The organism is Arthrobacter sp. MAHUQ-56 (assembly GCF_019710585.1).
Lineage (GTDB): Bacteria > Actinomycetota > Actinomycetes > Actinomycetales > Micrococcaceae > Arthrobacter.
In genome coordinates, this window is record NZ_JAIFZQ010000016.1 from 162,898 (window position 1) to 178,629 (window position 15,732).

A 15,732-nucleotide genomic window follows, 5' to 3' on the forward strand; every position below is an offset into this window, starting at 1 on the left:
CGGAAGGTAGGTGGGTGGGACCGGCTCAGGCGGTTACGGGAACCGGTTCAACCGTATCAACGGTCTTCTTCACTGCCCAGCGCTTGAGGGCGATCACGGACAGTGCCGTGACGACGGTTCCGACGGCGATTGAGACGACGAACATCACGAAGTTGTCGATGGCGAAGAAGACGAAGATGCCGCCGTGCGGGGCCTTCGAACCCACGGCTGCAGCCATCGAAATGGCTCCGGTGACGGCGCCGCCCAGCATGCTGGCAGGGATGACGCGCAGCGGGTCGGCCGCGGCGAACGGGATGGCGCCTTCGGAGATGAAGGAGGCACCCAGCAGCCAGGCTGCCTTGCCGTTTTCCTGCTCGGCGAGGCTGAACAGCTTCTTGTTCAGGACGGTCGAAGCCAGCGCCATGGCCAGCGGGGGAACCATGCCGGACGCCATGACCGCTGCCATGATCTGCCACGGGGCCTGGTTGTCGATGGTTGCGGCGCCCAGGCCGGCGACGGCGAAGGAGTAGGCAACCTTGTTGACCGGGCCGCCGAGGTCGAAGCACATCATCAGGCCGAGGATCACGCCGAGGGCAATGGCTCCTGCGCCGGTGAGGCCGGAGAGCCAGCCGTTCAGGCCGTTCGTGATGGCGACGATCGGGCCGCCCAGGATCAGGAACATCAGGCCGGACGCCACCAGGGAGGCCAGCAGCGGGATGATGACAACGGGCATCAGGCCGCGCAGCCAGCGTGCCACCTGCAGGCGGCCCACCACGTGGGCGATGTAGCCGGCGAGCAGGCCGCCGACGATGCCGCCAAGGAAGCCGGCTCCCATGAACCCGGCAACAGCACCGGCGACGAAGCCGGGGGCGATGCCGGGACGGTCTGCGATGGCGTACGCGATGTAGCCGGCCAGCGCCGGAACAAGGAAGCCAAGGGACAGGGCACCGATCTTGAACAGCACGGCGCCGAGGTAGGCACCCAGCGGGCCCCAGGCATTCTCAGGGAATTCCGTGGGCAGGTTGAAGAGGCTGTTCTGGACCACGATGGTGTCCGCGTACTTGGTGATCAGGTAGCCGCCCATGAGGAAGCCGAGGGCGATCAGCAGGCCGCCGCCGGCCACGAACGGAATCATGTAACTGACACCCGTGAGCAGGGCCTTCTTGAGCTTCTGGCCGATGTGCTCGCCCTTTTCCTCGGCCTCGTGCTCGGCCTGCTCCTCCGCACCGAAGTGCGGGACGCGGCGGGCGTTGGGGTTGTCGGCCGCGGCGAGGGCTTCCTGGACCATCTTGTCCGGTTCGTCGATGCCGCGCTTGACCGGTGCGTTGACCACGGGCTTGCCAGCGAAACGTTCCTTGCCGCGAACGTCCACGTCGACGGCAAAGATTACGGCGTCCGCTGCGGCGATGACGGCAGGGTCCAGTGCCTTGGCACCGGAGGAGCCCTGGGTCTCCACCTGCAGGTCCACGCCGACTTCCTTGGCTGCTGCCACCAGGGAATCGGCGGCCATGTAGGTGTGCGCGATGCCGGTGGGGCAGGCAGTCACGGCGACGAGGCGCTTGGGGCCGCGGGCGGCGGAACCTGCCGGAGCCTCGCCGGTGGTGGCGGCCGCCGGGGCAGAACCTGCGCCGACGCTCGCGCCGACCGGTACCGCATCAGCGGGGGCGGCTGCGGCGTGGGCCGCCGGCTTGTCAGCCAGGGCGCCGTTGACGAGCTCGACGATCTCAGCCTCGGAGGACGCGTTGCGCAGGGCAGCGGTGAAGTCCTTCTTGATAAGGGACCGCGCCAGCTTCGAGAGCAGCTTCAGGTGTTCCTGGTCGGCCCCGTCGGGCGCGGCGATGAAGAACACGAGGTCGGCAGGGCCGTCCTTGGCGCCGAAGTCCACCTTCGGGTTCAGGCGTGCCATGGCCAGGGTGGGCACCGTGACGGCGGCCGAGCGGCAGTGCGGGATGGCGATGCCGCCGGGGATGCCCGTGGCGGTCTTCTGCTCGCGGGCGAAGGCGTCGGCGAAGAGGCCCTCCACTTCTGATGCGCGTCCGGTGGCAGCTACCTTGCTTGCCAGATGCCGGATCACCGTCTCGGGCGCGTTGCCCAGGTTCTGGTCGAGCTCGACCAGTTCCGTGGTGATGAGCTGAGTCACTGTCAATCCTTTCGAAGGGCCGTGATGGTTACGGCATCCGGGGTGGTTTGGTGTACTGCCGGAACAGTGGAACCCGGCAGCGAGGCAGCGGCGGCACCATGGGCCACCGCCTGACGAAGGCAGTCGGCCGGGGCCGCGCCCTGGCCGTGGGCGAGCAGGTAGCCGGCCAGGGCGGAGTCGCCCGCGCCGACGGTACTGACCGCGGAGACCGGCGGATGCGTGGCCAGCCACGCGCCGTCGGCTGTTACCAGGACAGCTCCCTTGGATCCGAGAGTTGCCAGCACAGCACCCACACCTGAACGGACGACGGCGGCTGCGGCTGCGGCGGCAGCTGCCGGGTCCGCTTCCAGTTCGTCGCCGGTGGCCGGGGCGAAACCGGCGGCTGCGGCCAGTTCCGCCAGTTCTTCGGCGTTGGGCTTGAGGAGGTCCGGCATACCCTCCGGGCCGCCGGTGAGGGCGGCGGCGAGGGGCAGTCCGGACGAGTCGACGGCGATCAGTGGCGTACGTGCCGAGGATGCGCCGTCGGCGGAGGAACGCAGGCGGCGGGCCGCCGTCGCGTAGAAGTCCCCGGGGAAGCCGGGCGGCAGGGAGCCGGCCAGGACCACCCAGCTGGCGCCGCGCGAGCTTTCCACCAGCAGCTTGAGGAGGGCTTCCTGCTCGTTTTCGTCGAGCACGGGCCCGGGTTCGTTGATCTTGGTGGTCACGCCGCCGGGCTCGGTGAGTGCCACGTTGGTGCGCAGCGTCTCATCGATGGGAAGGGACACGAAAGGCACCGCCTGCTCCCGCAGCCCGGCAAGGACGGGATCGTTGTCCGCGCCGGGGAGGACTGCCAAGGATTCGAGGCCGGAGGCCACCAGCGCCCGGGAGACGTTGACGCCCTTGCCGCCGGATTCCTGGCTGACGGAGACCGCCCGCTGGACCTCGCCGCGCTGCAGCGGACCCGGCAGGGCGACGGTACGGTCCAGGCTGGGGTTGGCCGTGAAGGTGACGATCATGCGATCACCACGTCCACGCCGGCCTCTTCCAGGGCGGCTGCGAGTTCAGGTCCGGGTTGGCTGTCTGTAATCAAGGTGTCCAGATCTTTCAGGGAGGCGAACTGGACCAGGGTTTCCGTGTCCAGCTTGGAGGAGTCGGCCAGCACCACAATGCGGCGTGCCGACTGGACGAAAGCTGCCTTGACGGCGGCTTCCTCGGGATCGGGAGTGCTGACGCCAAAGCTGGCGTGGATGCCGTTCGTGCCGATGAAGGCGATGTCCGGCCGAAGCCTGGCAGCGGCGTCGACGGTTGCCTGGCCCACGGCCACCTGGGTGATTCCGCGTACCCGGCCGCCCAGGATCTGCAGCGCGATGCCGGGAACGGTGGAGAGCTTGCTGGCGATGGGCACCGCGTGGGTGATGACCACCAGTTCCGGCCGGGTCCCGTTGCCCTCTGCGGGTTCGGCGGCGGTCTGCCGGGCGAGCAGGTCCGCGAGCACTTCGGTGGTGGTGCCGCCGTCCACCAGCACACTGGCGGGAGCGTTGCGGGGGATCAGGGCAAGCGCGGCTTCGGCAATCCGGATCTTCTGTTCCGGGCGCTGGATGGCGCGCTCCGTCACGCTTTCCTCGGTGGTGCTGAAACGGTCCGCCGCCACTGCACCCCCGTGGACGCGGCGCACGGTTCCTGCGCTTTCCAGGGTTGCCAGGTCCCGGCGGACAGTTTCGGTGGTGATGCGGAAGCGCTCGGCCAGCAGGGTCACGCTGACCCGGCCACTGCCGGCCACAAGCTCGGCAATCTTTTGCTGGCGCTCCTCCGCGAACACTTACCCTCCGTTGCGTAGCTGCTCTCGTGACCTGGATCACTCTGATGTTGAGTTACTTGACTTTATCTTTGCTTCTGTGGGTTTGTCAATGGAAACCAACATGAAACAAAATCCAGCACCCCGGGCGCGGGTTTTCGCGCGCATACCGGGGCTTCCCTGCCGTTTACTCCTTCATGTCCGTCCGAACACCCTCTGCGCGGGCATGGAAAAAGCCGGGCTGGAGCCATCAAGGCCCAGCCCGGCTTTGCGGGATCTATGCGTGGTGCCGCTTCCCGCCGCCGTCCCGCCCGGGCTAGATGCCGTCGCGGGTTTCGTGCCGGGTGATGCGCTCGCCGGTGTTGGGGTCGATGGCGGAACGGGATTCGCTCACCCGGCGCCGGCTGGGGGAGGCGAGGATGAGCGAGGCGATGAGCCCGATAACGCCGACGGCCATCAGGATGTACCCCACCAGTTGCTGGTCAATGAACGGGATCAGGCCCGGGGCCACGGCCCAGGCGAGGATGGCACCGAGGGCGATGAGGAAGATTGACGAGCCGATTCTCATGACTTGCTCCTTACGGCCGCGTGCTGCGCGGCGCTGGGTGGGTGCTGCCTGTTGGTGTTGCGTACACTGCCACTGCTAAGCCTGCTGTCTATCAATCGCCACGCTACCTCCCGGTATTGGCGGTTTCAATGACCGTGGCTGGACCGTTATCCCTCGTTAGGCTGATCCGGTGGAAACAGTTGTATGGTCCAGGCCCGAAGGCCAGCGTGCCGGCACGCCCTTGCTGGTGATGATGCATGGCTACGGCACTGATGAGTCACGGATGGTCCGGCTCTTTGAATACCTGCCGCAGGAGTTCACGTTTGCCGCCCTGAGGGCTCCCATGCCCATCGGCGACCATTGGGGCTGGTTCCTGCTGGATTACTTCCTGGCCAACGATTTTGCGGACGTCATCGCTGCCGCGAACGCCGTGCAGGGGTGGATCAACTCCGTCAAGGACCAGCACAGCAGCGTCACCCTGATGGGGTACTCGCAGGGCATGGCCATGGCCAGCACCCTCCTGCGGCTGCACCCGGAGGAGTACCGGGCCGTGGTGGGCCTGTCGGGCTTCGTGCTCAACAACGAGCTGCTCACCATGACGGACTCCTTCGACGAGAAGCCGCCGTTCTTTTGGGGACGGGATAAAGCAGACCTGGTGATCAACGAGGACGCCATCGCCTACACCGCCGAATGGCTGGAGAAGAACACGCGGCTGACGGCCCGCACCTACCCCGGAATGGGGCACGCCATGTCCAAAACGGAGATGGTGGATGTCAGCGCATTCCTGCGGCACTACGTGCTCCGCTGACTCCCGTGCCGCCGGCAGTGGCATGGGCGGAAAAAACAGTTGCACGCCAAATTTGTAAGCGCTTACACTTTCCTACGGTCATGATCGGTCCTGCAGCGGGCGGATAAAGGAGGCAATGCCGTGTGCATGTTGTCTACCGGCTCCTCCGCTGGCTGCCCCGGCGGGGCCGGCCATCCGCACATTGAAAGGACAACGCACTGCCGATGACACAGCAATCCTCACCCCATGCCGCCGTCTGGACCGGGGCGGCGGGGATCCTGTTCGACCTGGACGGCGTGCTGACCCCCACGGCCGCCGTACATGAGCGCGCCTGGCAGGAACTGTTCGAAGGCTACCTGGCCTCCCACCCCCAGGCCCGTGGTTATAGCGAGAGCGACTACTTCGACCACATCGACGGCAAGCCCCGCTTTGACGGAGTGCGGGACTTTCTGTCATCCCGCGGGCTCACGCTTCCGGAGGGCCCGCAGGACGACGACCCCGCGAACGAAACCGTCCAGGGCCTGGGCAACCGGAAGAACCGCATCTTCAATGACATCGTGGGCGACGGCGTCGAACCGTTCGAAGGGTCCGTGCGTTTCCTCGAAGCCGCCCTGGCGCGCGGACTCAAGGTCGCCGTCGTCTCTTCCTCCCGGAACGCCCCCGCCGTCCTGGCCGCGGCCGGCCTCAGCCGCCACTTCCCCGTGGTGGTGGACGGCGTGGTGGCCGCGGAGCAGGGCCTTCCGGGCAAGCCCAGCCCCGCCACCTACGACTACGCCGCGCAACTGCTGGACTTGCCCAGCGAGGACTGCGTGGTGGTCGAGGACGCCGTATCCGGCGTACAGGCCGGGCAGGCGGGATCGTTCCACTCCGTCATCGGCGTTGACCGCGGCGCCGGCCGGCAGGCCCTCCTTGACGCCGGCGCGACCGTGGTGGTCGGCGATCTCCAGGAGCTGATCCCCTAAACCGCTGCCTTCCCCCGGCAGCAGCCACAACGGGGCGGCCCGCCCAGTACCCCCGCTGGCCACCGTCCCGCCCACCCCACCCCCGTCTTCAACACGCACCCCGGCCGGCCCCCCACCGGCAGGACAGCAAGGCCAAAGGACCCCAACACCATGGCTATTCTCAACGCGGACCGCGAACGGTTCCCCGACACCCCCTGGCAGCTCCTCGAAACCCGCCACGAAGCGGGTGACGCGGGAACTTTAGAAACCCTCTTTGCCTTGGGCAACGGGCATCTGGGTATCCGCGGCGCCCACTGGGCCGCGGCCGACTCCGAACTGCCGGGCAGCTTCATCAACGGGCTGCACGAAATCTGGGACATCAAGCACGCCGAAAACGCGTTCGGGTTCGCGCGCACCGGCCAGCGCATCCTCTACATCCCGGACGCCAACAACTTCACGGTGGTGGTGGACGGGGAAAACCTCACGCTGGCCGAATCCGAGGTGCTCGCCTACCGGCGCTCCGTTGACTTCGCCACCGGAATCTACGAGTGCCGGATCACCTGGCAGTGCCGGTCGGGCGCCGTCGTGACCACCACGGAGCGGCGGGCGGTGGGCTTCGCGTCCCGCGGGAGCCTGGGCATCTCGCTGGAAGTGGCCACGGACCGGCAGGTGTCGCTGGATGTCACGTCCTCGGTGATCAACCGCCAGGACCAGCCGGTGGAAGACCACTCGGTGCACGATCCGCGGCGGGCAGGCCGCCACGCCGGACGCGTCCTGCTGCCGCTGCGGCTGGATGGCGGCGACGGTTCCCTGCGCATGGCCTGGGAAGCCGCGGAATCCAAGCAGCGCGTCGGCATCGCCGTGGAGCACTGGACCTCCGCAGGGCACCAGCCGTTTGAGACACTCGTGGACCAGGACGACAGCAGCGTGCGCTACGTCCTGGCCGTGGACGCCGATGCGCCGTTCCGGCTGGAAAAGAGCGTCAGCTACGCAGCCGGCCGCGCAGTCCAGGACCTCGACGCCGACGCGGCCGAAATGGCCGAAGCAGGCCTCCGTCCGGTGCAGGATATCTTCGCCGAGAGCGAGTCGCACTACCGCGGCTACTGGGCCACCTCGGACATCGTGGTGGACGGCGGCGGCCCCGGGCTGCAGCAGGCCATCCGCTGGAACCTCTTCCAGCTGGCGCAGGCCACCGCCCGTGCGGACGTTGCCGGCATCCCGGCCAAGGGCGTCACCGGATCGGGCTATGAGGGGCACTACTTCTGGGACCAGGAGGTGTACCTGCTGCCCTACCTCACCTACACGAACCCCGACGGCGCCCGGCAGGTCCTGGAGTTCCGGCACGGCATGCTTCCCGAGGCCAAGATCCGGGCCAAGGAGCTGAGTGTGGACGGCGCCCTTTTCCCGTGGCGCACCATCAACGGCCTCGAAGCCAGCGCCTACTACGCGGCGGGCACCGCGCAGTTCCACATCGCCGCCGCCATCGCCTTCGCCACCAACAGGTACCTGTGGGCAACGGGGGATGGGGCCTTCCGCGACGGGATGGGCGCCGAACTGCTGATCGAGACGGCCCGGATGTGGATCTCCCTGGGCTTCTTCGGCAAGGACGGGCTGTTCCACATCCATGGGGTCACCGGCCCGGACGAGTACACCGCCGTAGTAAACGACAACCTGTACACGAACGTCATGGCACGCTTCAATTTGCGCGCCGCTGCCGCGCTGGACCACGCGGAAGTAACGCAGGAGGAGCGCCAGCTGTGGGAGGCGGCCGCAAACCGCATGCAGCTGCCGTTCGATGACCGGATGCAGGTGCACTCGCAGGACAACGACTTCATGACCCTGGAGGCGTGGGACTGGACCACACCCCGGTCGAAGTATCCCCTGCTGCTGCACTTCCACCCCTTGGTGATCTACCGCCACCAGGTCCTCAAGCAGGCGGACACCGTCCTGGCCATGTTCCTGCAGTGGCAGGACTTCACGGCGGAGGAAAAGCACCGCGCCTTCGACTTCTACGACCCCATCACCACCGGCGACTCGACCCTGTCCGCCTGCGTCCAGGGGATCATGGCGGCCGAGGTGGGCTACTCCGGGGAAGCGCTGGACCACTTCACCAACGCTGCATTCATCGACCTTGACGATACCCACGGCAACACGATCGACGGTGTGCACATCGCCTCCACCGGCGGCGTCTGGAGCTCGCTGGTCTGCGGGTTCGCCGGTATGCGCGACCAGGGCCCGGTCCCGTACTTCGATCCGCGCCTGCCCGCCGAGTGGGAGGGGCTGACGTTCCACCTGAAGATCCGTGGCCGGCTCCTGCTGGTCCAGCTCGGACCGGGTGACATCACGCTTGCGGTGCAGGAGGGCGAGCCGCTGGAGGTTGATGTCCGCGGCCGGCGCCTCCTGGTGGGCGGTGAGCCTGTGCAGATGCCGCTGGAACGGGTCACCGAGCCGGTGCGTACCGTGTTCCCGAGCGGGCTGCCGACGGCGAGCATCCCCGTGGTGCGCGGCAACAGCTGAACAGGACGGTCGACGGCGGCACGGCAGCTTTTCCCTGCCGTGCCGCCTTAGTCTCCTGCCGCCGTCGTGCGTTCCGCCTCCGGTGCAGCGTCCAGCGGATGCGCCACTTCGTCCAGGGGCATCCGCGCAGCGGCCAGGGCCACCACGGCCATGACGGGGCACACTCCGCCGGCCACCAGGAAGATCAGCCAGACGGGCAGGACCGCCGCGGCCGGCCCGGCCAAGGCCATGGACACCGGCATCAGGGCCAGGGACACGAAGAAGTCCAGGCTGGAAATCCGCCCCAGCAGGTGCGGCGGAACCCTCCGCTGCAGCAGCGTCCCCCAGATGACCATGCCCACGCTGCCGGTGGCGCCGAAAACGAACAGCGCCGCGCCGATGGCCCAGAAGTTGTCCATGGCGCCGATCGCCGCCAACGGCAGGCTGCCCGCGCCCCAGGACACCATCATCACCGTGAGGTAGCGCCGCGGCAGCCGGAAGGACGCCGTGAGCAGCGAGCCCAGGGCCGCGCCGACGCCCATGACCGCGAGCAGGAACCCGAACATGCTCGAATCACCGCCGAGCTGGTCGCGCACCACGAACGGCAGCAGGACCTCGATGGGGCCAATCAGGAACAGCACGGAGATGCACGCCCAGAGCAGCGTCCACAGCAGCCACGGGGTGCCCAGCGTGTAGGCCACGCCTTCGCGCAGGTCCCGGAAGAAGGACGGACGACGGCGGTCCCCGCCTTCCGCTGCTTCTTCGCCGTCTGCGGTGGGGGCGGGATTCCCAGGCTTCCCGCTGCGCAGGAAGTTCAGGATGGCGAAGGCCGCGAGGTGGCATGCGGCCACGGCCGTCACCGCATGGGAGGGTGACAGGGCGGCCACCAGGACGCCCGCCACCGCAGGGCCTGCCGCCTGCTGCAGGACCGGGCGCATGGATCCCTCCATGCCGTTGGCCGCCAGCAAGTCCTCCGCGGGAAGGATGCGCGGCAGGATGGCCGAGTAGGCGGGGAAGAAGAAGGCGGCCCCGACACCCAGCACGAACGCGGCCACCGCCACATGCCACAGCTGGAGCCAGCCCGCCATGGCGAGCCCGCTGACGGCGGCGATCACCGCGAGGTTGGCGCCCTCCACGGCGACGATGAGCCGCCGCTGCGGAACCCTGTCCGCCGCGATGCCGCCGGCCAGGACGAACGCCACCAGGCCGGCACTGCCGGCGGCGGCCACCAGGGACAGGTCCAGCGGGCCGCCGCCGAGCCGCATCACCTGGTACACCATGGCAACGGCCCACATACCGGACCCGAAGATGGAGATGGCCAGTGCCGCGATCAGCACCCGGTACTCTCGATGGGCAAAGGGCCGCAAGGCTTTGGGCGTGGGCATAGGGCCAGTTTAGGGGGCAGTTTATGCGGTCGTGCTGCGGCCGGTCCTGCCTGGTGTCCCCCACGGCACCAGGCAGCGCCCTCTTCGCAGGATTATCCCGCGAGGAGGGTGCTGGCTTCCTGGCGGGTGGTGCCGGAGTCCTGGATGCCTTCGGCGATGTGGGCGAGTTCGGCGGGGATGTCGCGGCCTTTCTTGCGCATGGCGGTGGCCCAGAGGCGGCCGGCGCGGTAGGAGGAGCGGACCAGGGGTCCGGACATGACGCCGAGGAAGCCGATGTCTTCGGCTTCGTGCTGCAGGTCCAGGAATTCCTGGGGTTTGACCCAGCGGTCCACGGGCAGGTGCCGTTCGGACGGGCGCAGGTACTGGGTGATGGTGATCAGGTCGCAGCCGGCGTCGTGGAGGTCGCGGAGGGCTTCGGAGATTTCTTCGCGGGTTTCGCCCATGCCCAGGATGAGGTTGGATTTGGTGACCATCCCGTGGTTGCGGCCCTGGGTGATGACGTCCAGGGAGCGGTCGTAGCGGAACGCGGGGCGGATGCGCTTGAAGATGCGGGGGACGGTTTCGACGTTGTGGGCGAAGACTTCGGGCTTGGAGTCGCAGATCGCCTTGATGTGGTCGGGGTTGCCGGAGAAGTCGGGGATGAGCAGTTCGACGCCGGTGCCGGGGTTCAGTTCGTGGATCTTGCGGACGGTTTCGGCGTAGAGCCAGACGCCTTCGTCGTCGAGGTCGTCGCGGGCGACGCCGGTGACGGTGGCGTAGCGCAGCTGCATGGATTGGACGGAGCGGGCCACCTTGGTGGGTTCGAACCGGTCCAGGGGTGAGGGTTTGCCGGTGTCGATCTGGCAGAAGTCGCAGCGGCGGGTGCATTCGGAGCCGCCGATCAGGAAGGTCGCTTCCTTGTCTTCCCAGCACTCGAAGATGTTGGGGCAGCCGGCCTCTTCGCAGACGGTGTGCAGGCCTTCCTTCTTGACCAGGTTCTTCAGCCCGACGAACTCGGGCCCCATCTGGACCTTGGCCTTGATCCACTCCGGCTTGCGTTCGACCGGAACCGCAGCATTACGCTGCTCGATCCGCAGCATCTTCCGGCCCTCAGGTGCCAATGTCATCAGTACTCTTTCCTTAGCATTCCACGACGTTGACGGCGAGGCCGCCCATCGCTGTTTCCTTGTATTTGTCGCTCATGTCCTTGCCGGTTTCGCGCATCGTGATGATGACCTCGTCCAGCGAGACGCGGTGGGTGCCGTCGCCCCAGAGCGCCATCTTGGCGGCGTTGATCGCCTTGGCCGCGGCGATCGCGTTCCGCTCGATGCACGGAACCTGGACCAGCCCGCCGATCGGGTCGCAGGTCAGGCCCAGGTTGTGCTCCATCGCGATCTCCGCGGCGTTCTCCACCTGCGCCGGGGTCCCGCCCATCACCTCGGCCAGGCCCGCGGCGGCCATCGACGACGCGGATCCCACCTCGCCCTGGCAACCCACCTCGGCCCCGGAGATCGAGGCCTGCTCCTTGTAGAGCACGCCGACGGCGCCGGCGGCGAGCAGGAACTTCACCACCACACCGTCGCGGTCCTCCTGCGTGGCGGACTCCATCCCGGGCGCGAAATGCAGGGCGTAGTACAGCACGGCGGGAATGATGCCGGCGGCGCCGTTGGTCGGGGCGGTGACCACCCTGCCGCCGGAGGCGTTCTCCTCGTTCACCGCCAGGGCCACCAGGTTCACCCACTCCTGCCAGTACTTGGGGTCCCGGTCCTTGTCCTCCTTGAGCAGGCGGTCATGCCAGTCCGGGGCCCGGCGCCGGACCTTCAGCCCGCCGGGCAGCAGTCCGGTCCGTTTGAGGCTGGTCTGCACGCAGGCCTCCATGACGGACCAGATGTGCAGCAGGCCGGCGCGGATCTCCTCCTCGTCCCGCGAGGACTTCTCGTTGAGGAGCATGATGTCGCTGATCCCCAGTCCGGTGTCCCGGCAGTGCTCCAGCAGTTCGGCGGCGGTCCGGAACGGCAGCGGCAGCTCCTTCTTCGACTCCTCCAGCTCCTGCAGGGCCGCGTCCTCTTCGCCTTCACGGACGATGAACCCGCCGCCCACGGAAAAGAACGTGGCGGTGTGGAGGACGTTGCCATCGGGGTCGGAGACCGTGAACGTCATTCCGTTGGTGTGCCGCGGCAGCACCGTCAGCGGCCGCAGCACCATGTCCTGCACGCCGTACGGCAGCGGCACCGCGCCCGCCAGGTTCAGGGTCCCGGTCTCCGCGATCGCGGCCAGCCGCTCCTCCACCTCCTCCGGCAGGATCAGCTCCGGATGGAACCCCTCCAGCCCCAGCAGGATTGCGGTCATCGTCCCATGCCCGTGGCCAGTGGCGGCGAGGGACCCGTAAAGATCCACCCGCAGCGACGCCACGTCCGCGAGCTTGCCCAGGCCCTTGAGCTCCTCCGCAAAAACGGCAGCAGCCCGCATCGGCCCCACAGTATGAGAGCTCGAAGGCCCAATCCCGATCGAAAACAGATCAAAGACTCCAACAGCCATGACGGGTATTCCTAACTAAACGGTGGTTGGGGTGGGCGGCTGACGGAATTCCTCCGCGTGCTGGCTCGTTCCTCGCCTCTGACGCACGCTTCCGGAATCCCCCCAGCCACCCTCGTAGCAGCTTCGCAGGCTGCTATCGCCGTGGACTCTCAAGGTAGGCGACTCTCGCCCCTGTGGGACCGGTATCCGGAAGCGTGCGTCTAAGGGAGCGTCACGTCCGCTCAGCGGGCGTCTACGCGACCGAGCACGCGGAGGATGCCGGCCCCACCGGGCAAAAGGGTGACCGGACGATCAGGATAGGGGTGCGACGCCCGGGTAGAGCGGGTGCGCTTTGGCGAGGGCCTCTACGCGGTGACGAAGCCCGGAAAGGTCCGCGTCGGCGTCGGCCGTCAATGCTTCGGCGATGATGTCCGCCACCTCGCGGAAGGCGTCCTCGCCGAAGCCCCGCGTGGCCAGGGCCGGGGTGCCGATCCGCAGGCCGGAGGTGACCATCGGCGGGCGCGGGTCGAACGGGACGGCGTTGCGGTTGACGGTGATGTCGATCGCGGCGAGCCGGTCCTCGGCCTGCTGGCCGTCGAGTTCGCAGTTCCGCAGGTCAACGAGGACCAGGTGCACGTCGGTGCCGCCGGACACCACGCTGATGCCCTTGGCCGTGACGTCGGGCTGGACCAGGCGCTCGGCCAGGATCCGGGCGCCGGCCAGGACGCGCTCCTGGCGCTCCTTGAACTCGGCAGACGCGGCGATCTTGAACGCCACGGCCTTGCCCGCGATCACGTGTTCCAGCGGGCCGCCCTGCTGGCCCGGGAACACGGCGGAGTTGATCTTCTTGGCGATGTCGGCGTCGTTGGTGAGGATGATGCCGCCGCGCGGACCGGCGAGGGTCTTGTGCGTGGTGGAGGTGGTGACGTGCGCGTGCGGCACAGGGGAGGGGTGCAGCCCGGCGGCCACCAGCCCGGCGAAGTGTGCCATGTCCACCATCAGGTACGCACCGACGGAGTCGGCGATGCGGCGGAATTCGGCGAAGTCCAGCTGCCGGGCGTAGGCGGACCAGCCGGCCACGATCAGCGCGGGCCTGTGCTCCTGGGCCAGGCGCTCCACTTCGGCCATGTCCACGGTGTGGGTGTCCTCGCGGACGCCGTACGGGACCACTGTGTAGAGCTTGCCGGAGAAGTTGATCTTCATGCCGTGGGTGAGGTGGCCGCCGTGGGCGAGGTTCAGTCCCATGATGGTGTCGCCCGGCTTGATCAACGCATGCATCACCGAGGCGTTGGCCTGAGCGCCGGAGTGCGGCTGGACGTTGGCGTACTCCGCGCCGAACAGTGCCTTGACGCGGTCGATGGCGAGCTGTTCGATGACGTCCACGTGCTCACAGCCGCCGTAGTAGCGCTTGCCCGGGTAGCCCTCGGCGTACTTGTTGGTCAGGACCGAGCCCTGCGCCTGCATCACGGCGACGGCGGTGTGGTTCTCGGAGGCGATCATCTCAAGTCCGTCACGCTGGCGGGTGAGCTCGTCGTCGATCTTCGCGGCGATCTCGGGGTCCAGCACGGACAGGTCCTCGTTCAGGCTGGGGGAGACCACCTGTTCAAACGCCACGGTGCCCGCGGCAGATGAAGCGCCGCTCACAGTTCGCCGCCGTTTGCTTCGGCGTATTCCTGTGCAGACAGCAGCGGGCCCTCTTCGGTGACGGTGACCTTGAAGAGCCAGCCGGCGCCGTAGGGGTCGTTGTTGATCACGGCAGGGTCGCTGACCACGTCGTCGTTGACCTCCGTGACCTCGCCGGTCACGGGGGAGTACAGGTCGGACACGGACTTGGTGGACTCAATCTCGCCACAGGTCTCGCCTGCGGTCACAGTGGAACCAACCTCGGGCAGGTCCACGTACACAATGTCGCCCAACGCCTCGGCGGCAACAGCGGACACGCCCACCACGGACGGGCCGGAGCCATCAGCGGCGATCCATTCGTGTTCGGCGGAGTACTTCAGTTCAGCGGCAACTTTAGCCATGGTGTGTTTCCTTAAGTTAGGGGTTCAGTGTGCGGGCGCGCCGGGCTATTTTTGGCGCTTGTAAAAGGGCAGTGCGACGACTTCGAAGGGCTCGGCCTTGCCGCGCAGGTCCACGTCCAAGGCGGTGCCCAGCCCGGCGTGCTCGACGTCGACGTAGGCCAGTGCCACAGGGTATCCCAGGGTGGGGCTGGGCTGGCCCGAGGTCACCTCGCCCACCACGTTTCCGTCTTTGAGGACGGGGTAGCCGCCACGGCCGGCGCGGCGGCCATGACCTTTCAGGCCCACCAGTTTGCGCTTGGTGCCGGCCTCCTTGGCTGCCTCGAGTGCCGCCCGGCCCACGAAGTCGCCTTCCTTGGATGTGAGCGCCACCACAGGGCCCAGGCCGGCATCGAAGGGTGAACGCTCCAGCGAGAGCTCGTTCCCGTACAGCGGCATGCCCGCTTCAAGGCGGAGCGAATCGCGGGATGCGAGGCCGCAGGGGACAATGCCGAACTCTTCCCCGGCCTGGGCAACGGACTCCCACAGGGAAGCGGCGCCTTCATTCGGGAGGAAGAGCTCAAAGCCGTCTTCACCGGTGTAGCCGGTGCGGGCCAGGATGACATCGTGGCCGGCCACGCTGACTTCGTTGAACGCGTAGTACTTCAGGCCGGTGACCAGGGCGTGCTGGGACTCATCCGTGAGCTTGAGCAGGATGGCCTCGGCTTTGGGTCCCTGGACTGCGACGAGCGAAGTTGCGGCCGAAGCGTCCTCCACTGTCACGTTAAAGTTCGCAGCGCGCTCTGCCAGGGCGGCGGCCACAGTGGGTGCGTTCCCCGCGTTGGGAACCACCAGGTACTTCTCATCGCCGAAACGGTACGTGATGAGGTCGTCGATGATGCCGCCGTCGGCGTTGCAGATCAGCGAGTACTTGGCCTTGCCGTCCGCGATAGCGGACAACTTGCCCACCAGGGCGTAGTCCAGGAAGGCGCCGGCCTGGGGGCCGGTCACCCAGACTTCGCCCATGTGGGAGAGGTCGAACAGGCCGGCGGCGTTCCGGACGGCGTGGTGTTCGGCCAGTTCGGAGCTGTACTTCAGCGGCATCTGCCAGCCACCGAAGTCGGTGAAGGAGGCGCCAAGCTTCTTGTGCTCTTCGTAGAGAGCTGTGTAGTTCTCGGTCATGGGGA

Annotated in this window: 13 protein-coding genes; 3 read left to right on the forward strand and 10 right to left on the reverse strand. The window is 67.6% G+C overall.

The window, feature by feature from the left end:
• Nucleotides 1-25 precede the first annotated feature (25 nt).
• The 4 genes from K4G53_RS08685 to K4G53_RS08700 form a co-directional block, all read right to left on the reverse strand.
• Nucleotides 26-2,119 (reverse strand): fructose-specific PTS transporter subunit EIIC, encoded by a 2,094-nt coding sequence (locus tag K4G53_RS08685; RefSeq protein ID WP_221385307.1) that lies wholly within the window; start codon nucleotides 2,117-2,119, stop codon nucleotides 26-28.
• Between the two features lie 2 nt (nucleotides 2,120-2,121).
• Nucleotides 2,122-3,114 (reverse strand): 1-phosphofructokinase family hexose kinase, encoded by a 993-nt coding sequence (locus tag K4G53_RS08690; protein ID WP_221385308.1) that lies wholly within the window; start codon nucleotides 3,112-3,114, stop codon nucleotides 2,122-2,124.
• Nucleotides 3,111-3,917 carry a DeoR/GlpR family DNA-binding transcription regulator gene (locus tag K4G53_RS08695; protein WP_221385309.1) on the reverse strand — a complete coding sequence of 269 codons (807 nt, stop codon included), beginning with the start codon at nucleotides 3,915-3,917 and terminating at the stop codon, nucleotides 3,111-3,113. The genes K4G53_RS08690 and K4G53_RS08695 overlap by 4 nt, the downstream gene beginning before the upstream one ends.
• 292 nt (nucleotides 3,918-4,209) lie before the next feature.
• Entirely contained in the window at nucleotides 4,210-4,461 is a 252-nt protein-coding gene (locus K4G53_RS08700) for a DUF6458 family protein (protein WP_221385310.1), read from the reverse strand.
• A 169-nt stretch (nucleotides 4,462-4,630) separates the two neighbouring features.
• Between K4G53_RS08700 and K4G53_RS08705 the strand changes: the two genes are divergently transcribed.
• From K4G53_RS08705 to K4G53_RS08715, 3 genes are all read left to right on the forward strand, one after another.
• Nucleotides 4,631-5,248 carry an alpha/beta hydrolase gene (locus K4G53_RS08705; RefSeq protein WP_221385311.1) on the forward strand — a complete coding sequence of 206 codons (618 nt, stop codon included), beginning with the start codon at nucleotides 4,631-4,633 and terminating at the stop codon, nucleotides 5,246-5,248.
• A gap of 203 nt (nucleotides 5,249-5,451) precedes the next feature.
• Complete coding sequence (locus tag K4G53_RS08710; RefSeq protein WP_221385312.1) at nucleotides 5,452-6,189, forward strand: HAD family phosphatase; 738 nt, start codon at nucleotides 5,452-5,454, stop codon at nucleotides 6,187-6,189.
• Nucleotides 6,190-6,339: 150 nt separating this feature from the next.
• Nucleotides 6,340-8,685 (forward strand): glycoside hydrolase family 65 protein, encoded by a 2,346-nt coding sequence (locus tag K4G53_RS08715; RefSeq protein WP_221385313.1) that lies wholly within the window; start codon nucleotides 6,340-6,342, stop codon nucleotides 8,683-8,685.
• A 47-nt stretch (nucleotides 8,686-8,732) separates the two neighbouring features.
• Here K4G53_RS08715 and K4G53_RS08720 read toward each other — a convergent pair whose 3' ends face one another.
• The 6 genes from K4G53_RS08720 to gcvT form a co-directional block, all read right to left on the reverse strand.
• On the reverse strand, nucleotides 8,733-10,049 hold the full coding sequence (locus K4G53_RS08720; RefSeq protein WP_221385314.1) for an MFS transporter: 1,317 nt from the start codon (nucleotides 10,047-10,049) through the stop codon (nucleotides 8,733-8,735).
• 92 nt (nucleotides 10,050-10,141) lie between these two features.
• Nucleotides 10,142-11,155 (reverse strand): lipoyl synthase, encoded by a 1,014-nt coding sequence (lipA, locus tag K4G53_RS08725; RefSeq protein ID WP_221385315.1) that lies wholly within the window; start codon nucleotides 11,153-11,155, stop codon nucleotides 10,142-10,144.
• 13 nt (nucleotides 11,156-11,168) lie between these two features.
• Nucleotides 11,169-12,566: an L-serine ammonia-lyase gene (locus tag K4G53_RS08730; RefSeq protein ID WP_221385316.1), complete on the reverse strand. Its 1,398-nt coding sequence runs from the start codon at nucleotides 12,564-12,566 to the stop codon at nucleotides 11,169-11,171.
• A gap of 291 nt (nucleotides 12,567-12,857) precedes the next feature.
• On the reverse strand, nucleotides 12,858-14,189 hold the full coding sequence (glyA, locus tag K4G53_RS08735) for a serine hydroxymethyltransferase (RefSeq protein ID WP_308287852.1): 1,332 nt from the start codon (nucleotides 14,187-14,189) through the stop codon (nucleotides 12,858-12,860).
• The gene (gene gcvH / locus K4G53_RS08740) at nucleotides 14,186-14,569 is read right to left on the reverse strand and encodes a glycine cleavage system protein GcvH (protein WP_221385317.1); all 384 of its coding nucleotides are present in this window, start codon (nucleotides 14,567-14,569) and stop codon (nucleotides 14,186-14,188) included. The genes glyA and gcvH overlap by 4 nt, the downstream gene beginning before the upstream one ends.
• 45 nt (nucleotides 14,570-14,614) lie before the next feature.
• Nucleotides 14,615-15,727 (reverse strand): glycine cleavage system aminomethyltransferase GcvT, encoded by a 1,113-nt coding sequence (gene gcvT, locus K4G53_RS08745; protein WP_221385318.1) that lies wholly within the window; start codon nucleotides 15,725-15,727, stop codon nucleotides 14,615-14,617.
• Between the last annotated feature and the right edge of the window lie 5 nt (nucleotides 15,728-15,732).